Below are 22,749 nucleotides of genomic sequence, written 5' to 3' on the forward strand. Positions count from 1 at the left end.
AGATAGTGTAGATGAAAGGATAATGATATTTTGAAGAACAAAAAGCTTTTGGCCCTATTGCCAGCCTTATTGACCGCTTCAATGGTCCTGTCAGGATGTGTTCAACGCACTTCTTCTGGCAAACCATACGGCTGGGTTTATGAAAATATGGCCATTCCAACACAGCACTTTTTGATGTGGCTGACCCATTTGATGGGCAATAGTTTGGGCTGGGCAATTATTTTATTGACCTTTATCGTCCGTTTAATTTTGATGCCAATCATGCTTAATCAATCCAAAAATGCCACCATTCAACAAGAACGGATGGCTCACATTAAGCCTTTATTAGAAGACATCACTAAAAGACAAAAAGCTGCTCAAACTGAAGCCGAAAAAATGGCTATCAACCAAGAAATGATGCGGCTTTACCGCGAAAATAACATTTCGATGACCGGCGGTATCGGCTGTTTACCCCTGCTAATTCAGATGCCAATCTTTGCAGCTTTGTACGCGGCCATCCAATATTCACCCGCTTTATCTAAATATGCCTTCTTTGGTATTAATTTAGGGCAAAAAAACGACTTTATCTTAGCTTTGGTAACCTTTGCGATTTATGCTTTGCAAGGTTGGATTTCGCTTTTGGGCGTACCGGAAGCACAAAAAAAGCAAATGCAAAGCATGATGATTATCAGTCCTTTGATGATTACCTTTATGACTTGGGTTTCCCCAGCCGGATTAGGTCTTTACTTCTTTGTGGGCGGGATTTTTGCCTGCTTACAAACCTTAATTATCAACTTTATGCGGCCTCGTATTCGGGCTGAAATTGCCGCTGAAATGAAAAAAAATCCGCCTAAAGCACCTGCTAAAGTAGAAGTACCAAAGGTAGATTCCAAACCTGCTCCTAAAAAAGCAGCCAACACCCAAACGACTGCAGGTCCTAAAAAGCAACGCAATGCTGGTAAACAACCCCGACGCAAGCGTTAAAAAAAGACAAGGTTTAACCCTTGTCTAATTTAAAACCCCCGCCTAATTTAGACGGGGGCTTTTATTTTAGTATTCAAGCAAAGCTAAAGTATCGTAATTCTTAAGTTTATCACGACCATGCAAATCCTTTAATTCGATGATAAAGGCACAGCCGACAACTTCGCCGCCTAATTGTTGCACTAAATCAATCGTGGCACCAATTGTACCACCAGTAGCCAATAAATCATCAACAACTAAAACTTTTTGACCAGGCCTAATCGCATCCTTGTGCATGTAAAGAGCTGAAGTACCATATTCCAAAGTATATTCAGCTTTAACTGTTTCCCGTGGAAGCTTGCCTGCTTTACGTGCAGGTGCAAAACCAACTCCAAGTTCAGAAGCAACCGGGCAGCCTACAATAAAGCCGCGAGCTTCAGGACAAACAACCATTTCTACGCCTTTATCCTTAGCAAATTGCACAATGCGATCTGTTGCTTGACGGTATGCTTGACCGTCAGCCATCAAAGGTGTTACATCACGAAACATAATTCCTTTTTCAGGATAATCAGGGATAGTAGCAATATAGTTGTTTAAATCTAATGCCATTAGTAAATTCTTCCTTTCATCTTCACGGCTAATGCTTAATATATTCCAACAGCCAAGTTTTAAGCTCTTCATCTGACTTAGCCGCAAGCATCTGCCGCATTTCTAATTGCTGCTTTTTTAGGCAGTAAATTCTTGTATCTTCTAATTTATGCGCAGGTGCCGTGGCAACTCCGCTTAAAGACCCATTATCCATTTTAACAAATCCTGCTTCAAAAAACACCTGCAAGATGAAAATCAACCAATTTTTTTCAATTTGCAGTTTAACTGTCAATTCGTCCAGCAATTTTTGGTATGGATATGCCTTTAAATTTATTACCGCCCGATAAACTTTAGCAAAGATTTGCCGATTTGGCAAGTGATAACTACCAAAAGACTGTTTATGATAAAACATGACGGTATATTGCTCAGCGGTAATCCGGTCAAAACATAGCTTCAATTGAGCCTTGGTAATTGGGCCATCAACCAACACTGCTTCTTTTACCGTTTGGGCTGGTAAATTACGGCTAACCAAAACGCTTTGCCCTGCTATATAAGGCTTTAACTGATAGAAATATTCTTTGGTGAAAAAAACATATGTCGCTTTAGTTTGAAACATACTTTTTTTCAAACTTTCCGGCCGCATAATCGTCAGGCTTGGCACCGCCGTCTGATTTATTTTAAGGTCTTCAATGATGATCTGCGCATATTCTTTTTCCTGCCAAATATTAATACTCAAAGAACCGATAAATTCTACTTGGCCCACTTGTTTAAGTACCATTTCAATATCTTGATCTAATCCAAAATCTAAGGCGTTAATTGTTTCTTGACCATCTAATGTCGTCAAACCAAGCCGCAAGTGGCTTCCATCCCCGATAGCTTTACCGTCTACTACAGTATAGTCCTTGAAAGCAAAGATTGGCTTAGGATTTTTTAGGCCGAAAGGTTTTAAGATATCAAAACTTTTAATAAATTCCGGTGTAATATCTTTTAAAGAAATGACTGCATCGACTAATTTAGCTGTTTTTGGTGCTTGAGACAAATTCTGCTTTTGGGCTTCTTTAGCTAAAGCTTCTTCAAATGAAGCCATATTTTCCGCTTTTAACGTTAGCCCGCAGGCCATATGGTGACCCCCAAAATTTTCCAGCAAATCGCGGTGCGGGTCAATGGCTGCAAACAGGTTAAAAGCTTCAATTGAGCGGCCTGAGCCCTTAAGCAAACCCTCATCAGTCCTGGTTAATAAAATGGTTGGCTTGCCGGTATTTTCCATGACCCGGTTGGCCGCAATACCTAATACACCTAAATGCCAATTATCGTGATAAATAACATTGACAGGTTTTTGATTGTCCTGGGCCATTTCTAAAGCTTGCTTACTAATAGTATCGACCAATTTCTTGCGTTCTTCATTGGTATCTTTAATCTTTTCAGCAATTGTCTGCGCTTGTGACTCATCAAGTGTTGTTAACAGTTCTACGGCACAACTAGCATCATCTAAACGGCCAATCGCATTTAAATTAGGTGCAATCACAAAACCAACTTTTTCTTCATCAATTTGGTCAAGCTCTAAATTGCAGCTTTGACATAAAGCCAGCAAACCTAAACGCGACGTATGCCGCAGCTGCTCTAGTCCATATTTGACTAAAACCCGATTCTCATCCACCAAAGGCATCACATCAGCAATCGCACCCAATGCGCATAAATCAAGCGCATCCTGCGGTACTTCTTCCAAGAGGGCCGTTACCGTTTTAAAAGCCACCCCAGCACCGGATAAGCCGCTAAAAGGATAAGGTCCATCACCGCCCGCCAGTTGCGGGTGGATAATCGCGTAAGCATCAGGCAATTGCTCCGGTAATTCATGGTGGTCGGTAATAACTACATCAACACCCTGCTTAGCAGCCAAAGCGACTGCTTCAGCCCCGGAAACGCCATTATCAACCGTCACAATCAATTGTGTTCCCTGATCTATCAGCTGCTGGTATACAGCTTTATTAGGGCCATAGCCGTCTTTAAAGCGGTTGGGAATATAATAATCGCAATCTGCTCCTAAATCGCTTAAAGCCTCATACATAATGGCCGTACTGGTAATACCGTCGACATCGTAATCACCATAAATCGTAATCTTCTGCCCTTCCATAATTGCTTGTTGAATACGGTCAACCCCTTTTTGCATATCATGCATCAAAAAAGGGTTGTGCAAGTCTTCTGGACTAGGGGTTAAAAAAGCTTCCACTGCAACTGGATCTTGATAGCCGCGATTGATTAACAATTGGGCTAGTAACGGGGAAAGATGGCATTGTTTTGCCAGCATTTGGCTTTTAGCTTGGTCTGATGTACTTTTTTCCCAGCGATATTTTGTTAAAGTCACTTTTCATTTTCCTCACTTTTGGTGTCAGGTTCAACTTGCTTTTTTAAATCAGCCTTGCTCTTTAATGATGAAATTTCTTTTTGCTGTTCTCTAACTGTTTGATAGGAAACAATTACAGCCACCACAGCGCCTAATAAAAAGGCCAGCACTAAAACAATCACCAACGGCATTGTTACTTTGGTTACACCAAAATTGATAGTGGTTTTTTGCACATTGAGCCAGGCAAAGATGACCACTAATAACACGATTAAAGTACTGATAATCAAGCGTCCCTGCTTTTTCAAAAAAACATCCCCTACTATTATTTTTTATTAAAGATACTTCCCGCTAAATAATCGCCTAAATATGGGCACATCTGGTAAAGATGGTGCGCCACTTCCATGTATCCTGGCAAATTTAATTCTCTTTTAGCGGTACCGATCGTTTTGACGACTTTTTTAGCTACAATCTCTGGATTCAAAGCCATATTACTGATTGATTCTAAATATTTGCCTGATTCATCAGCGATATTGAAGAAATCAGTCCGTACAGGTCCGGGGTTAACGGTTAAAACACTGATTCCTAAAGGCTTTAATTCTAATCTTAAAGCATTAGAATAACCTAAAACCGCAAATTTGGTAGCTGAGTACACTGAAGATTTAGGTGTGGCCATTTTGCCGGCCATCGAGGCAATATTAATAATTGCTCCCCGCTTGCGTTCAGCCATGTGTAAAGCCGTATATTTGGTCATATATATTAAGCCTAAAACATTGACTCTAAACATTCTTTCCGCAATTGTCATGTCAAAATCCAGCGCCTTTTCCATCAAGCCAAAACCAGCATCATTAACCAAAACATCAATTGGTCCAATTGTCGCTTCAACTTTTTCGACTAATTTCTCAATTTGGTTAGGCACTGAAACATCAACCGCAAACGCATAAGCTTCTTGGTGCGAAATCTTCCGGCAAATAGCTGCCACCTCTTCTAAGCGGTCCAGCCGTCTGGCACAGCAAACTACAATGGCACCTTTTTTAGCTAATTCATAGGCGATTTGTTCACCCATACCCGATGAAGCCCCTGTTATCAACGCTACTTTACCAGTTAAATTTTTTAATTGTTGGTACCCTTTAGTCATTACTATCACCTTTCTTAAAAGGAATCTCATATGTGTCAAAATCTTTAACAATGCGGCAATTATCAAAAACAGCCCTGGCATCTTTTTCTAATTGATGCAAACTAGGTCCAATGTAACGAGCAGAAATATGGTTTAACAGCAATTTTTTAACCTGTGCTTTTTGCGCCACTTTAGCTGCTTGGATACACGTTGAATGATAATAATTACGGGCTAACCGTGCATCTTTCTTGCCAAAAGTGCATTCATGCACTAAAACATCGGCATTTTTCGCTAAATCTAAGATGGACGGTGTTTGTCTGGTATCACCTAAAATGGCGATGGTTCTTCCTGGCTGGGGTGCTCCTAGATAATCTTTGCCGTCTAAGACACGTCCATCAGGTAAGGTGACTTGTTTTCCAGCCTTTAGTTGACCATAAAGCGGTCCTTCCGGCACTTGTTCCTGTCGCAATTTAGCAATCAAAAGTTCACCTTGATGATCTTTTTCTTCAATACGATAACCGAAGCATTGGATTTTATGGTCCAAAAAACGGCAGGTTACTTTGAATTTATTATCTTCAAAAACCAAGCCTTCTTTAGTTAGTTCAACAAAATGCAATGGATATGATAATTTCGTTTGTGAAGCCTTCAAACTGGCCTTCACAAAATCAGCCACCCCTTTAGGACCATATACCGTTAAAGCCCGATTTTCTTCACCGCTTTGAAAGGAGCGGCTACTTAAAAAGCCAGGTAAGCCAAATAAATGATCTCCATGCAAATGGGTGATAAAAACTTTATCAACTTTGCGGGGACGGATATTCGTCCGTAAAATTTGGTGCTGCGTGCCTTCACCACAATCAAACATCCAAACTGAATTGTTTTCATCCAGCAGTTTCAAGACCAATGATGAAACATTTCTAAATTTAGACGGCGAGCCCGCTCCTGTACCTAAAAATTCAATTTCCATGTAAATCCAACCTATTCTATATAATATGGGGTTAAGAAAGTTTCATCCCTCAAAACCTCTGACTAACTTATTTTATCATCAAATGTCTTAAAAACAAACTAAATCACCTAACGCTTTTTTGGTAAAATAAAAGAGGTGATTTTATGGAAATTCAAGATTTTTTACAAATTACGGCTGATTTCAAGCCCGATTTACCTCTATATCTCAAAGATAAACCGCTCGGCCTCCTGCGCCAAAATGAGTTGGGCCTGGTTTGTTTAACCACTAAAAAGCCTATGACATTAACTGAACTAACAGTTAAATTACGCCAATATTCTCCCAAAACTAAGCTTCTCTACTTTTTGCAAACCAAACCACGATACGTTTTTGGCATTACCATCAAAAACGATAAACTCATTATTACATAAAAAGACGTCGCTAAAGCGACGTCTTTTTTTAATCTTGTAAAATATGTTTAGCTGTAAAGGTACTGAAATGTTCTGCGCCTGTCGGGTTAGGATGAATATGATCTTCATAGAACCAATCAGCATGATTTTTACTGTAGTTGTACCAGTCAATCACCTTTAAGTTGTGATACTTCTTTTGATCACGCTTTAAATCATTATTAACCTGATCTTGCCAGCTGCGTGTCGGTACGAACACATTAATCCAGTAAACCTGACGTTTGCTGCCCAAAATCTGCATAATCTGTGCCATTGTATCTTCATCGTAAGGGCCATTGGTACCCTCACTAATTAAAACCTTATCCGCCAATTTGCCTGCTTGAGCTAAACTGCTGAGTAAGGGAATAATTTCAGCAACCTGCCGTCCTACTTTAGCATCAACATACATTTGCGGGAAAATAGCCTGAATTTTTGGTGCCGCATCAGCCATCACCGAATCGCCCACACATGTTACTGCCAACGTTTGCGCCTTTTGCTGCTCAGCTGGTGTTAAAGCTGTCTGTGTTTTTTTGGGCTGGCTATTAGCAGGATTTGTAGAGGCTTGTTTAGCAGCCTTATTATTCTTGGCAATCTGCTTTTTATTTTTAGCGATTTGTTTAGCTAATTGTTGTGAACTATCAACTTTTGACGATTCCATCTGGGATGATGGCGCAAGCAAACCCACGACACCTGTAACAAAAATGGCTAAAAAGACTGCCACCCAAACTCTCTTCCAGCCATAAACGGAATCCTTTTTGATAATTTCCCTGATAAAATCAAAAGGATGCCGATAGTCAAAATGCTGCAAAGGCCTTTCCAAATAACGGTAAGATAATTCACTAATGACCAAAATAATAGTCACCTCAATCAAACCATTGAGCACTGGATGATCGCCGATGCTGTGAACCTTATTTTCATAAAAAATCATTACAGGGTATTGATATAAATAAATCCCATAACTTCTCGTTCCAATCCAATGGAACAACGGGTTGGTAAAAATAGCATTCATGTCAGCACCAGGATGGACTACTGTAGCTACCAAAATCACCGCTGCCAACGTTAAAAAAAACATCCCGCCACGATAAACCAGCCCATTTTGGCCGATCATTTTCATAAACATCAAAATAATCGCCAAAAAAGCGCCTAGTCCAATGACATCTAACACCAGGCGTGGTTTAGCCGGCAAAGTTCGCTTCAAAGCAGCACTAGGCCATACAAAGGCTAAACAAGCTCCCATTAAGATGGCAAACATCCGCGTATCGGTTCCATAATAAACCCGTGATGGATCTAATTGAGGTTGATATAAAAAAACCATTTCTAAGGCTGAAAATAAAATCAGTCCCAAAATTAAATCAACAATCGGCTGCCGGTGCTTAATCACTTTAAGCAAAATTAAAACTAAGAGCGGCCACACAAGGTAGAACTGCCCTTCGATTGACAACGACCACAAATGGGTAAAAGGCGATTGGTTGCCAAATTTATCAAAATATGATTCATGGTGAAAAACCTGATACCAATTATAGACATAAAGCATATTTGCTGCCACAACTTGTTTGAGATTTTTAATAAATCCAGGAACAAGCAAAGTAACATAAGCACTAACGCCTAAAAGAGCAGCTAATAATCCAGGATATAACCGTTTCATTCGGCGCACATAAAATCCCACAACATCAATGGTGCCGTTTTGCTGATATTCCATCAACAATAGATCAGTGATTAAATAACCTGAAACCACAAAAAAAATCGGTACACCTAAAAAGCCGCCTTGAAATTTAAAGGGGGCTAAATGGTATAAAATAACGGCAATCACAGCTATAGCCCTCAAACCATCTAAGCCTGAAATATATCTGCTTTTTTTAATTCTCTTCCCCACAATAGCTCACCTTAAATTATTCCACAAATTCAAATGCAAAGTCTTTAATTTTTACCATGTCGCCGCTCTTGGCACCACGGCGCCGCAATTCTTCATCGACGCCCATTCCACGTAATTGACGCGCAAACCGCATCATGCTTTCATCGTGGTCAAGGTTGGTCATCTTGAAGAGTTTCTCTAATTTTTCACCTGACAAAATCCAAACAGCATCGGAATCACGAGTCAAAGTAAACGGCTTTTCATCTTCAGCTGCAAAAGTATATTCAGCTTTCTTAGCAGCTTCAGCCTGGTCATCTAAAGTCTCAAAGGCCGGCGCTTGAGCTAAAACATCGGCTGTCCGAAGCATCAAGGCCTCCAAGCCTTGGTGCGTAACAGCTGAAATTCCCATCACTTCCGGAACTTCAGCTAAAGTATCATCATTTTGCAATTTTGCCTTGAATTTTTCCAAATTTTCCTTGGAATCAGGCATATCCATCTTGGAAGCAACCACAATTTGCGGTCTTTCTAAAAGCCTAGGATCGTAAATTTTTAGTTCAGCGTTGATTTTTTGATAATCTTTAAAAGGATCACGTCCTTCCATCCCTGACATATCAATCAAATGCAAAATAACTCTTGTCCGCTCAACGTGCCGCAAGAATTGGATACCCAACCCAACACCTTGAGAAGCTCCTTCGATCAAGCCGGGCAAATCAGCCATCACAAAATCACGTCCGTCATCTAACCGAACCATCCCAAGATTTGGCACCAAAGTCGTAAAGTGGTAGTCGGCAATCTTAGGTTTTGCACTCGTTACAGCTGACAAAAGCGTTGATTTGCCAACAGATGGGAAACCAACTAAACCAACATCCGCCAAAACCTTCAATTCTAGGCTAATTGTCCGTTCAACTCCCGGTTCACCATTTTCTGCAATTTCAGGTGCCGGATTCTTAGCTGAAGCAAAGTGGATATTTCCACGACCGCCACGGCCACCTTTAGCTACGACCAATTCTTGACCTTGTGTTACTAAATCGCCTAAGACTTCACCCGTTTCCACATCCGTAACGGTTGTCCCTTGGGGAACAGCGATGTAAGTATCTTGTGCTCCGCGGCCGTACATACCTTTAATCATCCCATTTCCGCCGGACTTAGCTTTAAAAATACGATGGAAACGAAAATCCATCAATGTTCTTAGGCCTTCATCAACCTTTAAAATGATACTGCCGCCACGGCCACCATCGCCACCCGCCGGTCCGCCATTTGGAACATATTTTTCACGCCTGAAGGCCACGGCACCATCGCCGCCCTTACCAGCTTTAACTTGAATTTTAACTTGATCTACAAACATTTATTTCATCCTTACTTTCATTTCTTGCTTACGAGCAGATCCTTAACTGTCTATTGGTTAATCACTAACCACACCATGCTTTAATATAACAGTTTTCATGTCCTTGGTCAAAGCATTTTCAAGATTTTTCAGAATTTGCTAGACTGACTTTAATCAGCTGAGCGGTCTTTTCACTAATTCCCACCGCTTCCAGTTCAGTTACGCTGGCTTCAGCGATTTTTTTAAGTGAACCGAAATTTTTTAGCAATTTATTGCGCGTTTTAGGTCCAACCCCTTTAATTTCATCTAGCCGTGAAGCTAACGAATTTTTACTATGAACCTGCCGGTGGAAGGTAATGGCAAAGCGGTGCACCTCATCTTGGATTCTTTGTAAAAGATAAAAGCCTTCGCTTTGCGGGTCAAGGCCAATTTTTTCACCCTTTTCATTCATTAAATCAGCCGTTTTATGGCGCTTATTTTTAACCATACCCGCAACCGGTATCTGCAAACCCAACTGATTACGCAAAACATCCAAACAGGCATCAATTTGAATTTGAGCCCCATCCATTAAAATAAGGTCCGGCAAAGGCTTTTTTTCTTTGAGCAGGCGGCTATAGCGCCGGTAGATAACCTCTCTTGTACTTTGCGCTTCATCAGCATGGGTGACTGATTTAATTTTATATTTGCGGTAGGAGTTTTTTTCAGGCCTGCCATCAATAAAACAAACCATAGCCGACACTAAATCTTCACCTTGTAAGTGCGAGTGATCAAATGCTTCAATGCGGTGGCCTGGCTTAATATTTAAAGCGGCTGTTATTTCGTTCATTGCTCCTACCGTTTTGCGATTATCCAGCTCTAATAAGCGGAATTTTTCTTCTAACACCAGCTTGGCATTATTTTCTGCCATCTCCATTAAGTCACGTTTTTGCCCCCGCTGAGGCGTTCTAACAGGCACTTGCAAGATCTCACTCAGAACTTGTCCGTCAATGCCTTTGGGAACAAGAATTTCTTTAGGCAATAAACGGTTTTTTTGGTTATAAAATTGCAAAATAAATGACGTTAATTCTTCACTAGGCAAATCAACACAAGGAAAAAGCCGCTTGACCCTCTTCATGAGACGCGCTTGCCTAATAAAGAAAATTTGAATGGAAATCCAGCCCTTATCCATATAAAAATTGAACAAGTCTCTAGGTGTATTGTCATTTGAAATAATCTTTTGTTTTTCAACCGTAACTTCGACATAATGAATCTGGTCTCTGATTTCAGCGGCCCTTTCAAATTCCAAATTTTCCGACGCCTGCAGCATTTTTTGCGTCAATTCTTTTTTTATGGTTGCAACATTGCCGTGCAAAAAAGATTTTATCTTACGGATATTTTTCTCATATGCGCTAACCGGTACTTCTTTAAAACAAGCCCCTAAGCACTGTCCCATATGATAATAAAGGCATGGCCTTTTTTGCTTTCCAGAACACCTCCGCAAAGGATATACCCGCCAAATCAGCTGCAGCGTTTCTTGGGCAGCGTACACATTAGGGTAAGGTCCAAAATACGTTCCACCATCATTTTTGATTTGGCTGACAATAAGTGTTTGTGGATCACGTTCATTGGTGATTTTGATATAAGGGTAGCCGGTCCCCTGTTTTAACTTGATATTATAATAAGGTTTATGTTTTTGAATTAAAGTAATTTCAAGCAAAAAAGCTTCTTTATCTGTAGACGTAATAATCGTCTCAAAATCACGGATTTCAGAAACTAATTTAGCTGTTTTACCGGTATGCGAACTTTTAAAATACGACCGGACACGGTTTTTTAAATTTTTGGCTTTACCAACATAAATAATGTTAGCATTGAGGTCTTTCATCAAATAACAGCCCGGTTTATCCGGTAACAGTTTCAATTTATTTTCAATATGCTGTGTTGTCATTTTTATCACTCATTTCATGCTTGATTATAACATGACTTCCTTTTTACAGCTTATAAATAAGTTTACGTAAATTTAGACATTTTTAATTGCCTTTTATTAGATAAATTTGGTATGCTTGCCATAGAGGTGATTTTATGGGACTTACAGTTAACCGCAAAACTGATTTAGACAAGCTTTTTGACCAATTTGCGACTATTGAACCGGAAAAAAAGCCTGCTGTCAAACCAAAAGAAACTGACAAAAAAGATAAACCTAAAAAATAAAGGCTGGAAATTTTCCAGCCTTTATTTTTATAATCCCGTAAATCCGTTGGGATAGCGCTTATTTAAAGTTTCGATATTGGTTTTGGCAACATCATCAAAATCAATATCAGCCCATTGTGCAATTTGCGATAAATACCACAAAACATCACCCATTTCATCAATGAGCTGATCTTTATCCAAATCCTTACCCATAAAAGTATAATTTTGGATTAAATCGATCAATTGGCCACTTTCACCTGCTAAGCCTAAAGCACAATTAGTCAAAACCTGTTCATTTCCATACAAGGTCCGGTTCGCTTTATCTTGATACTCGTTGAATTCCATTATTTATCCTCGATTCCGCTCATTTTTTTAATCCATTGCCAAACTTCTTCTTTACCAGTTTTAGTAACTGACGAGAATAAAATCAGTTCATCATTGGCATTTAAATCAAGCTTCTTTTTAATCTGACTTTCGACTTTGTTCCATTTGCCCCGCGGAACTTTATCGATTTTCGTAGCGCACACTAAAATCGGCAAATCATAGTAATGCAAAAAATCAATCATTTGGCAATCAAGCTCAGTCGGTTCATGGCGTCCATCAACTAAAGAAATAACCCCTCTTAAAGGCTTACGGTCTGAAAAATAACGCTCAATCATTTGCCCCCATTTTTCACGATCTTTTTTGGATACTTTTGCATAACCATAACCGGGAACATCGACAAAGTAGAGTTCATTTTCAATTTTATAAAAATTCAGCGTTTGTGTCTTGCCGGGCTGACTAGACGTCCGTGCCAAGCCTTTGCGGTTAATCAGGGTGTTAATCAGTGATGATTTACCAACATTGGACCGCCCTGACAACGCAATTTCCGGAAAATTTTCCGTAGGATATTGTGCAGGTGAAACAGCACTGATTGTCATTTCAACATTATTAACTTGCATACAGCTCTTGCCGCCTTTCTTACAGTCTTACATTATTGTAAACGAAAGCTTAAAAAAAAGAAACACCCCGCGACAAAATGTCCGAGGTGCCTTCTTGCTTAAGAAATTTCAAGGGCCATGGTCCCTAAAAATGACTTAATTATGCATTACTTTGTCTTTACGACTTCTTTATCACCGTAGAAACCACAAGCTGGGCATACATGGTGTGACTTTCTAAGTTCACCGCAGTTAGGGCATGCGCTCATGCCAGGTACTGACAATTTGTAGTGTGTACGACGTAATCTTTTACGTGTCTTAGATGTTTTACGTGCTGGTACAGCCATCGAGGACACCTCCTTTTACTTTCAAAAAATACTCAACAAAAAGAATTGTACTTGTTATTCCCGAAAAATGCAACTAATCTTGGGAATTTTTCTGCGAATTATCAAAAAAATCCTTTAATTTAGCCAAACGCGGGTCAACACCGTCTTCATCTTTCCGAGATGTGCTTAACTGACTTTCGGACATAACCGTCCACTGCTCACCTTGTGGCAGCTGTACTTCACTGTTACGTTCGGCTTCAGTTAAAACCTGCATAGGAATCTGCAATAAAATATTATCGCAAACCGCGCTATCCAAATCTAAAATGTCGTTTTGCATTACAATCACGACATCAGTATCCTCAAAGCGCGACAAATCATGTTCATGCTGGCTAACATAATGCTCAGTAAAATCAAAATCCAAACTCAAATCAGCCGGTTCAAGTGACCTTGAAGACGGCAATTTAAGCATGGCTTTAACCTTTACATAAGCACAAAGGCCTAAACTGTCAAGTGAAATAACACCCTTGACGTAAACAGGAGCTACATCGAGCAAATCTTTACGTCTAGACATTAAATTATCTTTGAGGTCTAAGGTTTCCTCAAACATCAAAGGTTCATCAGCAGTCTGCTTTAATTCGTTCAGCGACCATTTCATGATGTCTATCCTCCTAATGCAACAGATACTATTATAACTTGCTTTAATGATGTTTGTCAAGTCTTTTTACTTGACGGCAAGACTAAAAACGCAAGGGCGCGCGTTTTACATCCTGCTCATGCCCATTTTGAAGCTGATAAATTTTACCAGCGCGATAATCCGGCAAAAAGAACTTTTTACGGTCATCTTGACTAATTTTAGCCAACAGTCGGCAATCTTCGGTTTTTTTGGCAGCGTGCAATACTTCCTGCCCTTTTTGATTAAAAGCCAAAACACGAGCATACGGTGCCTTTTGATAATTAATAACATCATCGGGTGTCAAATGCAGTAAAATAGCACACGCTAACCGTGAAAGCCGTGTATAAGTGAACCGCTTATTCTTCACTAATTTCAGCCATTGCTCAAAAGAATTCGCTTCAGCTTTTAAGACACATTCTTTGAGCCGGTATTCAATTCCTTCAGCCATGCCATAAATCGCACCTAAAGCGTCAATCGGCTGGTTAATCAAATTATATTGCAGATAAGGCCAAAAATCATCCCACGCTAAAAAAGGCCCTGCTTGAATATCGTGAGCAGTTTGCGCTGGAACTACCGCCGCTATTTGATCTTCATTGCCAGACAAAACAGCTGTCCTGACTGCCGTCGCACTGGCGATTTGCGCCAAGTTGCCAATGTGTTCATCATGGTAAGCAGCACCTACGCGCTGAATCGGGTGGAGGTTCATCGCTGCCTTAAGTTTTACAATTTGTTTGGCGTAGGATAAGCCTAATAAGTCATTGGGCTGGTCTACACTATGACCGACTGCCTGTGTAACAGCTTCTTGAAACATTTGCGCATAAGATTTATTTTTAGCTTTAAAATCGCCTTTAATGGTTAAAACTTTGTTAGCATAGTCCAAAAAAGCATAATCTGCATGTTCGGCACCAAAAAATAAATCACTGACTCCTAAAGCTTTAAGGACGGCAATCCCACCTTGAGCGAAACGGTCAGCCGGCTGCATGCAGGCGGCCACCGGAATTTCCACGACTAAATCAGCGCCATTTAAAATGGCCTCCTTAGCCCGCGTCCATTTGTCAAGGCAAGCGGGTTCGCCACGCTGTAAAAAATTGCCGCTCATAGCCACAACAATTGGCATCTTAGGCGCCATTTGCCTGATTTGTGCCAACTGATACCGATGTCCATTGTGGAAAGGATTATATTCAGCAATTACACCTGCGATCTGCATCCTAACACTCCTATTTTTGGCAGACAAAAAACCATCTGGTAGTATCTGCCTTTATTTCCTGCTGTCCGAAAGCAGCACTGACTTTTACCTGCTTAAAGCCAGCTTCTGCTAATAAAGACATATATTCTTTTAAGACATAAGTTCTTTCATGATGCAACTCTTCTAACCGCTCATAGGCGTTTAATTGGGGATTCCAAATGAAAAAGGTTAATTCATGTTCAACACTATGTTCAAATGCACCTTCATAACTCGTCCACACAAAAGCCTGCTTTTCGTCCGTGTAATTATACATATAACCCGGATAAACTGTATCTGTTTGGAAAGGAGTAATCACATCAAAAAGTAGTTGTCCTTGATCATTTAAATGGTCAAACGCCTGCTTAAAAGCTTTTTTCAAAGTATTTTGATCAGGCAAATAACAAAATGAATCAGCAAAGCAGGTAATTTTATCATACTTTGCCAGCCCGCTTAGATCACACATATCACCTTGATATAAAGGCAGATTTACTTGGGCATCATCAGCATGATTTGCTGCTAAAGCCAGCATTTCATCTGACAAATCAAAGCCTTCAACCTGATAACCTGCTTGTGCCAACATTACGGCTAACCGTCCAGAGCCACAAGCAAGCTCTAAAATGTGGTCATCTAAGGAAAGATGTTTTTTCGCAAATAAAAACCATTGCTCATACATCTCTGGATCCATTAATTCATCATATAGCTTGGCAAAAGTCGTATAAATCATTAATCATCAATCCAATTAGTCAAATCGACCATTGGTGCCTCCGACCATAATTTTTCCAAATTATAGAATTGACGGGTTTCTTCTTTGAAGACATGTACAACTACATCGCCTAAATCAAGTAAAATCCAGTTAGCACCAGCTTTACCTTCAATATCGCGCACATCAGCACCAGCTTCTTCAGCCTTTTCTTCAATAATATCAGCTAAAGCTTTGACCTGACGTTCTGACCCAGCTTGCATAATAACAAAGTAATCAGCTAGTAAGCTGACCTGTCTTACATCCAAAGCTACAATATCTTCGGCCCGCTTGCTATCAGCAGCCTTAACAACAACTTCTAATAATTCTTTACTATCCATAAAATACCTCACTTATTTTTTTGCAACGTATGCATTATATGTCAAAATAGCATCAGGGTAAATCTTTGCATTGGTACTCATTAAATATTGCAAAGTATGCTTAGTTTCAAAAATGACCGCCTGCTCTAAATCGCTATAGGCCAAAACACGTGCCATTTCTACATCGGGAAAGTCACGATTAGGTTCAACATAGTCACTGACATAGACAATTTTATCTAAAACAGTCATAAAAGGAGCTCCCACCGTATGTCTTCTAACCGCATTTAGGATGGCTTCATCAGTAATATGGAGTTCGTCTTTGATAAATTCAGCACCAACCACACCATGCCAAATAAAATTGCCCCAATTGAGCAAATCCAAAGGCAGGTTCTTAGCATGAATCTTTTCAATAAACTGCGCATCACTTTTTTCTTTGGCATAATCATGTACGAAACCGGCAATCATGGCCTGTTCGGCATCAACACCATATTTTTGCGCTAATTCAAAGCAGGTTTGACCCACACCTAAAATATGCCGGTAACGAAAATCGCTTAACTCCGCCTTAATTTGCTGCAATAAATCTTCCTTACCGCCAGCGTAAAAACGTCCGCTAAATTCCATCTTATTCACGATACAGCCCCTCTTTTCTAATATATTCAGCTACTGCATCAGGCACTAAATATTTAATTGAACCGCCTTGGGCAATCTTTTGCCTAATGAGAGATGAGCTGATGTCAAATTTAGGAACATCAACCCATAAAACAGGATACTGACTTTGCTGGCGGTATCCTGGTCGTTGCACCCCTACAAATTTAACCATTTTAACTAATTCATCAATGCGGTACCACTTAGGCAGATAAGCGACCATGTCTCCTCCAATAATAAAATAGTATTCATTTTCCGGATGCAAAAGCTGCAATTCTTTGAGGGTGTCATAAGTATAACTAACTCCACCACGTTTTAATTCAAGCTCTTCAACGCCAAAATGTTTATTATCCATTACTGCTAATTGGACCATTTTAAGCCGTTTTTTAGCATCAATCGCTTCTTTTTGATCAACGTGCGGGGGCATATTATCAGGCATGAATAAAACTTTGTCCAAATTCAGTTGGCTTCTAACCTGTTCAGCAATCAATAAATGGCCGTTATGAATTGGATTGAAAGTTCCGCCTAAAAGACCAATTCTTTTTTTATTGTCAGAACTTAAAGGCTGGACTTGAACCTTAATTTGCGTAATTTTTTGTCGGGTAACCGTCAATTAAAACACTTCCTAAATTTTAGCAACTTCTAACGAATAAGTCCGATGTTCTTTTTTATCAGCCTGCTTATACAAAACAAAAACATGGCCGATTTTTTGGACAACTTGAATTTTAGAATTATTTTCAATATAAGCAACTACTTCATCATCTTCAACCAAAGCATTTTGCAACATATTGATTTTTAATAATTCGCGTTTTTCAATTGCATCTTCAATTTGTTTCAGCCAGTTAGGGGTTAAACCTTCTTTACCGACCTGAAATAAAGGCCGCATATTATGTGCTTGAGCCCTTAAATAACGTTTTTGTTTTCCTCTTAATTTCACTTTATCTACCTCTTTTAAATCATTGCCTTGCGCAAAACGACACCAACACCTTCAGGCGCCCAACCAGCCACAACACTGCCAGCCTTAACCGATACCCAGCCTAAACCGGAAAAAACTAAATCGCTTTTTTCGGTCGTTTTAAATTCGAAACGAACCAGCTTAGGGAAAGTCTTTAATTCTTCTTTAGTTGGCGGATTAAGCAACTCACCGGCATGCTTAGTATAAAATGCATCTGCTTTTTCAGTTTTCGTGCGGTGAATCATCAAATTATTATCTAAATAAACCACAACACCCTGTTTGGGCCCGCTAACATAATCAAATCGTGCTAAAGCGCCCATAAATAAGGTTTGGCCCGCATTAAGCTGATAAACTTTCGGCTTAATTTCTTTTTGCGGCGCAGCTAATTTTAATTCCTTTGGCGATAAATAATGCGCCATTTGATTTTGGTGGATGATACCCGGTGTATCAATCAAAAAGTGGTCATCGCCGAAAGGAATTTCAATGCGGTCTAAGGTTGTGCCGGGGAAGCGAGAAGTGGTAATTAAATCACTAATCCCTGTTTGCCGTTTGATAATTTGGTTAATCAAAGTCGACTTGCCTACATTAGTAACACCAACCACATATACATCGCGTCCTTCGCGGTATTTATCAATCATTTCTAATAAATGATCGATTTGATGCCCTTTAGATGCACTGGTTAAGCAAACATCAATAGGACGCAACCCAACTTTATTGGCCGATTGGCGCAACCAATCACGCAGCTTAGGCCTTCTTAAAGAACGTGGCAGTAAATCTTCCTTGTTACCAACCAGTAAAATAGGATTATCGCCCACAAAACGGTGCAAGCCCGGAATAATTGAGCCGCTAAAGTCAAAAATGTCGACCACGTTTACAATTAAAGCGTCGGTTTGTCCCAGTTGGTTTAATAGGGCCAAAAAGTCGTCATCAGTTAACGAAACGTCAGCTGTTTCATTGTAATTGCGCAATCTAAAGCAACGCTGGCAGTATAAATCCTTTTCGTCTGACCGCTTCTCTAAAGCCGCCTTAGGGGTATAGCCCGGTAAGGCTTTATCAAGCGTTTGAATCTTAGCCCCGCAGCCGATGCAATATAATTCATCATTGTTATCTGTCATTTAGCTTATGCCCCCATCGTGTTTCAAAGTGATTATTTTTAATTAAATAATTCTTAATGATTCCCTCAAAAAAGCGGTTAATCTTGGTATTCCATGCATCGGATTCGACAATAGGTTTAACTAAAATTGACCGGATTTTAAAGTGGTTAGCCGCTGCTACATCCGTTAATAGCTGATCACCCACCATCACAACATCGGCTTTCGTCAAGTTATAACGTTTCAAAGCCAGCCTCAGCCCTCTCGAAAACGGTTTTAAGGCACGTGAAATAAAAGGCAAATCTAACTTAGCCAATGCTTTTTTAACTCTAGCGTGGTTATTATTTGAAACAACAATCACCAAAATATTCGCTTTTTTCATTTCTTGCAGCCATTCTCGAAGCATCGGCGTTCCATCAGGATTATTCCAGGCAATCAGCGTGTTGTCTAAATCGGTCAGCACCGCTTTAATATTTCTTTTTTTCAATTGACTGGCTTTTAAATCATAGATTGATTCAATTTGCCAAGTAGGTTGAAATGTTGCAAACATCCTCTTAATTCCTTCCAAAATATGATCTCATTCTATTATAAATTAGTCGGGTTAAAGAATGCAAAGAAATTACATATCAGCCCGAATGATAGGTTTTATAAATAAAAAGAGCTTAGGAAAATTATCCCAAGCTCCTTATTTAAGTCAACTTATTTTGCTAAAGCTTTCTTAGCTTCATCAACAAGAGCTGTAAATGCAGCTGCATCGCTGATAGCAAGATCAGCTAACATCTTGCGGTTAACTTCGATGTTAGCAAGCTTCAAGCCATGCATCAACTTGCTGTAGCTGATTTCGTTCATGCGAGCTGCAGCATTGATACGAGCAATCCACAACTTACGGAAGTTGGACTTGTTCTTACGGCGATCACGGAATGCATATTGTGCAGACTTCATAACTTGTTGCTTAGCAACTTTGAATTGAGTATGCTTTGAACCGCGATATCCTTTAGCTAATTTTAAAACTCTCTTACGGCGTTGACGCGTAACTGTTCCACCTTTAACACGTGGCATGATAATTCCTCCTTAAGTATCCCGACTTATTCGGGTAAAACCAAATATGTGCTTAAAGCACTAGCAGTTTAAAACTGCTTCTTTCAAAAACTCGAATAAATGAAAAGCTTATTTCATTTGTGAAAGCATTTGCTTGATGCGCTTCATATCTGAGCTTGACACCATAGATGCTTTACGCAATTGACGGCGTTGCTTAACTGTCTTGCCGTGGAAACGGTGTGATGTGTAAGCATGGTTACGCTTCAAACCACCATTACCTGTACGCTTAAAACGCTTTGCTGATGCGCGGTGTGTTTTTTGTTTTGCTGCCATAATCTTATTTCCTCCTATGTGATTTAAGCCTTATCGGCCTTTGGCGAAAGCATTAAGAACATGCTTCGGCCATCCATTTTTGGCTTTGATTCAACTGAAGCAACATCAGCTGTTTCTTCAGCGAATCGATCAAGAACTTCGCGTCCAATCTCTTTATGAGTAATGGCACGACCTTTAAAACGAATGGAAACTTTCACCTTGTCCCCTTTAGCCAGGAACTTGCGTGCATTATTCATCTTAGTATTGAAGTCATTCGTGTCAATCGTTGGGCTTAAGCGAACTTCTTTAACGTTGATCACTTTTTGCTTTTTACGAGCTTCACGCTGTTTCTTCTGCAACTCAAAACGATACTTCCCATAATCCATGATTTTGGCAACAGGTGGTTTCGCTTTTGGTGCCACAAGCACAAGATCTAAATTGGCTTGTTCAGCTAATTGTAATGCTTCCTGCTTTGATTTAACACCAAGTTGGGAACCATCATCAGCAATCAAGCGCAATTCACGTGCGCGAATGCCTTCGTTTACCATCTTATCAACTGCTATGGCGTTTCACCTCCAAAAAAAATTCAGAGAAAATGCAGAAAAAAACGGGTATCAGCTAATAAATCAGCAGACACCCGTAAAAATCCGTTCAATCGGAAATAAATTTCTTAATTTCTGCCCCGGAACTAATGCGTTCCTTAGGCGAGAAGCGGGAGCCTCTGCTTTTTTTCTCAACGTTTAATATCTTATCAGTTAAGTTGAAGTTTGTCAACAATAACTTCAAAATTATCTTTAGTCTTCGTTGCGGCTGTATGTTTCCAAGTCGTGATCCAACATTTGCTTAAATTCATCAAATGTCATCGTCTTAGTATCTTCATGCCCATACAAGCGAACTGTTACTGTACCGTTTTCTTTTTCATTGTCACCAACAACCAAAGTGTATGGTACCTTATTAACTTGTGCTTGACGAATCTTGTAACCCATCTTTTCGTTGCGGTCGTCAATTGAAACACGGATTTGGTGAGCTGCCAACTTGCCAGACAATTGGCGGGCATATTCTAAGTGCAAATCTTGGTTAACCGGAATGATTTCAACTTGTTTTGGAGCAAGCCAAGTTGGGAAAGCACCCTTATACATTTCAGTCAAGTAAGCTGTAAAGCGTTCCATGGTTGAAACAATACCACGGTGAATCATAACCGGACGGTGTTCTTCGCCATCAGCACCGATATACTTCAAATCAAACCGTTCTGGCAACAAGAAGTCAAGTTGGATAGTTGACAATGTTTCTTCTCCACCTAGAGCTGTCTTGGTTTGAACATCGAGTTTTGGACCATAGAAGGCAGCTTCACCTTCAGCTTCAAAGTATTCCAAACCTAAATCATCCATGGCTGCTTTAAGCATCCGTTGTGATTTTTCCCACATTTCATCGTCATCATAGTACTTATGTGTGTTCTTTGGATCACGGTAGCTCAAACGGAAACGATAATCATTGATGTCAAAATCATGGTAAACATCAACCATTAATTGCAAAGTCCGCTTGAATTCTGCTTCAATTTGATCTGGCGTAACAAAAGTATGACCATCGTTTAAAGTCATTTCACGCACACGGGAAAGACCAGTCAAGGCACCAGATTTTTCATAACGGTGCATCATACCAAGTTCAGCAATCCGAAGTGGTAAATCACGGTATGAACGAATATGGTGGTTGTACACTTGGATGTGAGATGGGCAGTTCATTGGGCGTAATTCAAGCATTTCGCCATCGCCCATGTCCATAGGTGGGAACATGTCTTCACGGTAGTGGTCCCAGTGGCCTGATTGCTTATACAAGTTGACATTAGCCAAGATAGGTGTGTAAACATGTTCATAGCCCCAAGCAACTTCTTTATCAATAATGTAACGTTCGATTGTCCGGCGGATGGTAGCACCATTTGGCATCCAATATGGTAAACCAGCACCAACTTTTGGATCAACAAAGAATAAATCTAAGTTGTTGCCGATAACACGGTGGTCACGTTCATGTGCTTCTTTTTGACGTTCCAATTCAGCGTCTAATTCTTTTTGCTTAACAAAAGCTGTCCCGTAGATTCTTTGCAGCATTGGGTTAGAAGAAGCGCCCTTCCAATATGCACCTGCAACTGACAAAATCTTGAAGACTTTAACTTGGCTGGCATCACTCAAAGCGATTTCGGCGCTAAAGTCAACATAGTCGCCTAACTTGTGGCCGTAAACCTTGCCATCAACAGCCAATTCTTTAACAAGTTCGGTTTGATATTCATCGCCTGCAACCAAGGCCAAAGCTTCATCTAAGCTGTAAGCTACCAATTCAACGGCTGCTTTGGACTTGATCAATTCGTCCATCTTTTGCGTTAATTTTTCAAAATCAGGCGCCCCAATTTGACCGTCTTGCTTATCAGTATCAACAAAGAAGCCATGTTCAGTTACACCTGTTTGACCAAATTTAATTTCAGGGAAAAGTTGCTTAATAGCAGCACCTAAAACAATCGCAGCTGTACTCCACAAAGCAACCTGGCCTTCAGCGGAATCTTTGGTCAAAATTTCAATTGATCCGCTAACGAGTTCTTGGTTCAAATCAAATAATTTGCCGTCAACTTTAGCACCAACAGCCTTTTTGGCTAAACTAATACTAATTGATGAGGCAACATCTTTAGCAGTTGAACCTGCTTCAAATTCTTTAACATTACCATCTGGAAACTTGAGTTGTAACATAAATTTTCCCTCCAAATTATTTTTGCAGATTTAAAGGAACTAAAAAAGGCGCCACTGATACAGTCT

27 protein-coding genes and 1 other annotated feature are annotated in these 22,749 nt (G+C 40.0%); of the genes, 3 read left to right on the top strand and 24 right to left on the bottom strand.

Annotation, left to right across the window (positions count from 1 at the left end; translation table 11 throughout):
* Positions 1 to 30: 30 nt before the first annotated feature.
* Positions 31 to 963 carry a membrane protein insertase YidC gene (gene yidC / locus BMX26_RS01495; protein ID WP_075529706.1) on the top strand — a complete coding sequence of 311 codons (933 nt, stop codon included), beginning with the start codon at positions 31 to 33 and terminating at the stop codon, positions 961 to 963.
* 66 nt (positions 964 to 1,029) lie between these two features.
* Here yidC and BMX26_RS01500 read toward each other — a convergent pair whose 3' ends face one another.
* From BMX26_RS01500 to rnz, 5 genes are read right to left on the bottom strand one after another with little or no spacing between them, the layout of a single operon-like run.
* A complete protein-coding gene (locus BMX26_RS01500; RefSeq protein WP_075529707.1) occupies positions 1,030 to 1,548 on the bottom strand; it encodes an adenine phosphoribosyltransferase in 519 nt (172 codons plus the stop codon).
* 28 nt (positions 1,549 to 1,576) lie between these two features.
* Positions 1,577 to 3,889 (bottom strand): single-stranded-DNA-specific exonuclease RecJ, encoded by a 2,313-nt coding sequence (gene recJ, locus BMX26_RS01505; RefSeq protein ID WP_143454840.1) that lies wholly within the window; start codon positions 3,887 to 3,889, stop codon positions 1,577 to 1,579.
* On the bottom strand, positions 3,886 to 4,173 hold the full coding sequence (locus tag BMX26_RS01510; RefSeq protein ID WP_075529708.1) for a LapA family protein: 288 nt from the start codon (positions 4,171 to 4,173) through the stop codon (positions 3,886 to 3,888). The genes recJ and BMX26_RS01510 overlap by 4 nt, the downstream gene beginning before the upstream one ends.
* Before the next feature lie 17 nt (positions 4,174 to 4,190).
* Complete coding sequence (locus BMX26_RS01515; protein ID WP_075529709.1) at positions 4,191 to 5,003, bottom strand: SDR family NAD(P)-dependent oxidoreductase; 813 nt, start codon at positions 5,001 to 5,003, stop codon at positions 4,191 to 4,193.
* Entirely contained in the window at positions 4,996 to 5,946 is a 951-nt protein-coding gene (gene rnz, locus BMX26_RS01520) for a ribonuclease Z (protein WP_075529710.1), read from the bottom strand. Before rnz ends, BMX26_RS01515 begins: the two co-directional genes overlap by 8 nt.
* A 143-nt stretch (positions 5,947 to 6,089) precedes the next feature.
* Between rnz and BMX26_RS01525 the strand changes: the two genes are divergently transcribed.
* On the top strand, positions 6,090 to 6,353 hold the full coding sequence (locus tag BMX26_RS01525) for a hypothetical protein (RefSeq protein WP_075529711.1): 264 nt from the start codon (positions 6,090 to 6,092) through the stop codon (positions 6,351 to 6,353).
* A gap of 28 nt (positions 6,354 to 6,381) precedes the next feature.
* Here the strand turns inward: BMX26_RS01525 and BMX26_RS01530 are convergent, their stop codons facing one another.
* From BMX26_RS01530 to uvrC, 3 genes are all read right to left on the bottom strand, one after another.
* Positions 6,382 to 8,241 carry an acyltransferase family protein gene (locus BMX26_RS01530; protein ID WP_075529712.1) on the bottom strand — a complete coding sequence of 620 codons (1,860 nt, stop codon included), beginning with the start codon at positions 8,239 to 8,241 and terminating at the stop codon, positions 6,382 to 6,384.
* Between the two features lie 16 nt (positions 8,242 to 8,257).
* A complete protein-coding gene (gene obgE, locus BMX26_RS01535) occupies positions 8,258 to 9,565 on the bottom strand; it encodes a GTPase ObgE (protein WP_075529713.1) in 1,308 nt (435 codons plus the stop codon).
* A gap of 118 nt (positions 9,566 to 9,683) precedes the next feature.
* Positions 9,684 to 11,468, bottom strand: coding sequence for an excinuclease ABC subunit UvrC (gene uvrC, locus BMX26_RS01540; protein WP_075529714.1), 1,785 nt, complete (start codon positions 11,466 to 11,468; stop codon positions 9,684 to 9,686).
* A gap of 134 nt (positions 11,469 to 11,602) precedes the next feature.
* On the opposite strand from uvrC, the gene BMX26_RS09865 reads away from it, so the two are divergent.
* Complete coding sequence (locus BMX26_RS09865; protein WP_412771386.1) at positions 11,603 to 11,731, top strand: SPJ_0845 family protein; 129 nt, start codon at positions 11,603 to 11,605, stop codon at positions 11,729 to 11,731.
* Between the two features lie 27 nt (positions 11,732 to 11,758).
* Here BMX26_RS09865 and BMX26_RS01545 read toward each other — a convergent pair whose 3' ends face one another.
* The 16 genes from BMX26_RS01545 to thrS all read right to left on the bottom strand — a co-directional run bounded on the left by BMX26_RS01545 (position 11,759) and on the right by thrS (position 22,683).
* Positions 11,759 to 12,055, bottom strand: a complete 297-nt coding sequence (locus BMX26_RS01545) for a nucleoside triphosphate pyrophosphohydrolase family protein (protein WP_075529715.1) — start codon at positions 12,053 to 12,055, stop codon at positions 11,759 to 11,761.
* On the bottom strand, positions 12,055 to 12,651 hold the full coding sequence (gene yihA / locus BMX26_RS01550; RefSeq protein ID WP_075529716.1) for a ribosome biogenesis GTP-binding protein YihA/YsxC: 597 nt from the start codon (positions 12,649 to 12,651) through the stop codon (positions 12,055 to 12,057). Before yihA ends, BMX26_RS01545 begins: the two co-directional genes overlap by 1 nt.
* 146 nt (positions 12,652 to 12,797) lie before the next feature.
* Positions 12,798 to 12,974 (bottom strand): 50S ribosomal protein L32, encoded by a 177-nt coding sequence (gene rpmF, locus BMX26_RS01555; RefSeq protein ID WP_004047302.1) that lies wholly within the window; start codon positions 12,972 to 12,974, stop codon positions 12,798 to 12,800.
* A gap of 73 nt (positions 12,975 to 13,047) precedes the next feature.
* Positions 13,048 to 13,608 carry a YceD family protein gene (locus BMX26_RS01560; protein WP_075529717.1) on the bottom strand — a complete coding sequence of 187 codons (561 nt, stop codon included), beginning with the start codon at positions 13,606 to 13,608 and terminating at the stop codon, positions 13,048 to 13,050.
* Between the two features lie 82 nt (positions 13,609 to 13,690).
* Entirely contained in the window at positions 13,691 to 14,833 is a 1,143-nt protein-coding gene (locus BMX26_RS01565; protein WP_075529718.1) for a nucleotidyltransferase, read from the bottom strand.
* 10 nt (positions 14,834 to 14,843) lie between these two features.
* Positions 14,844 to 15,575, bottom strand: coding sequence for a class I SAM-dependent DNA methyltransferase (locus BMX26_RS01570; protein ID WP_075529719.1), 732 nt, complete (start codon positions 15,573 to 15,575; stop codon positions 14,844 to 14,846).
* Positions 15,575 to 15,931, bottom strand: coding sequence for a ribosome silencing factor (gene rsfS, locus BMX26_RS01575; RefSeq protein ID WP_075529720.1), 357 nt, complete (start codon positions 15,929 to 15,931; stop codon positions 15,575 to 15,577). Before rsfS ends, BMX26_RS01570 begins: the two co-directional genes overlap by 1 nt.
* 12 nt (positions 15,932 to 15,943) lie before the next feature.
* Positions 15,944 to 16,531, bottom strand: a complete 588-nt coding sequence (yqeK, locus tag BMX26_RS01580; protein WP_412771388.1) for a bis(5'-nucleosyl)-tetraphosphatase (symmetrical) YqeK — start codon at positions 16,529 to 16,531, stop codon at positions 15,944 to 15,946.
* 1 nt (position 16,532) lies between these two features.
* Positions 16,533 to 17,147, bottom strand: a complete 615-nt coding sequence (locus tag BMX26_RS01585; RefSeq protein WP_412771389.1) for a nicotinate-nucleotide adenylyltransferase — start codon at positions 17,145 to 17,147, stop codon at positions 16,533 to 16,535.
* Between the two features lie 33 nt (positions 17,148 to 17,180).
* Positions 17,181 to 17,492 (bottom strand): ribosome assembly RNA-binding protein YhbY, encoded by a 312-nt coding sequence (gene yhbY, locus BMX26_RS01590; RefSeq protein WP_075529723.1) that lies wholly within the window; start codon positions 17,490 to 17,492, stop codon positions 17,181 to 17,183.
* 14 nt (positions 17,493 to 17,506) lie between these two features.
* The gene (gene yqeH, locus BMX26_RS01595; RefSeq protein WP_075529724.1) at positions 17,507 to 18,625 is read right to left on the bottom strand and encodes a ribosome biogenesis GTPase YqeH; all 1,119 of its coding nucleotides are present in this window, start codon (positions 18,623 to 18,625) and stop codon (positions 17,507 to 17,509) included.
* Positions 18,615 to 19,151 (bottom strand): YqeG family HAD IIIA-type phosphatase, encoded by a 537-nt coding sequence (locus BMX26_RS01600; RefSeq protein ID WP_075529725.1) that lies wholly within the window; start codon positions 19,149 to 19,151, stop codon positions 18,615 to 18,617. The genes yqeH and BMX26_RS01600 overlap by 11 nt, the downstream gene beginning before the upstream one ends.
* Positions 19,152 to 19,300: 149 nt before the next feature.
* Positions 19,301 to 19,660 carry a 50S ribosomal protein L20 gene (gene rplT, locus BMX26_RS01605; RefSeq protein ID WP_075529726.1) on the bottom strand — a complete coding sequence of 120 codons (360 nt, stop codon included), beginning with the start codon at positions 19,658 to 19,660 and terminating at the stop codon, positions 19,301 to 19,303.
* A 108-nt stretch (positions 19,661 to 19,768) separates the two neighbouring features.
* Positions 19,769 to 19,972: a 50S ribosomal protein L35 gene (gene rpmI / locus BMX26_RS01610; RefSeq protein ID WP_075529727.1), complete on the bottom strand. Its 204-nt coding sequence runs from the start codon at positions 19,970 to 19,972 to the stop codon at positions 19,769 to 19,771.
* A gap of 23 nt (positions 19,973 to 19,995) precedes the next feature.
* Positions 19,996 to 20,499, bottom strand: a complete 504-nt coding sequence (infC, locus tag BMX26_RS01615; protein ID WP_075529728.1) for a translation initiation factor IF-3 — start codon at positions 20,497 to 20,499, stop codon at positions 19,996 to 19,998.
* 45 nt (positions 20,500 to 20,544) lie between these two features.
* Positions 20,545 to 20,684 (bottom strand) — a sequence feature (ribosomal protein L20 leader region).
* A 61-nt stretch (positions 20,685 to 20,745) separates the two neighbouring features.
* Positions 20,746 to 22,683, bottom strand: coding sequence for a threonine--tRNA ligase (gene thrS, locus BMX26_RS01620; RefSeq protein ID WP_075529729.1), 1,938 nt, complete (start codon positions 22,681 to 22,683; stop codon positions 20,746 to 20,748).
* Positions 22,684 to 22,749: the final 66 nt, after the last annotated feature.

This window comes from Ligilactobacillus sp. WC1T17 (assembly GCA_900110005.1).
Classification (GTDB): domain Bacteria; phylum Bacillota; class Bacilli; order Lactobacillales; family Lactobacillaceae; genus Ligilactobacillus; species Ligilactobacillus ruminis_A.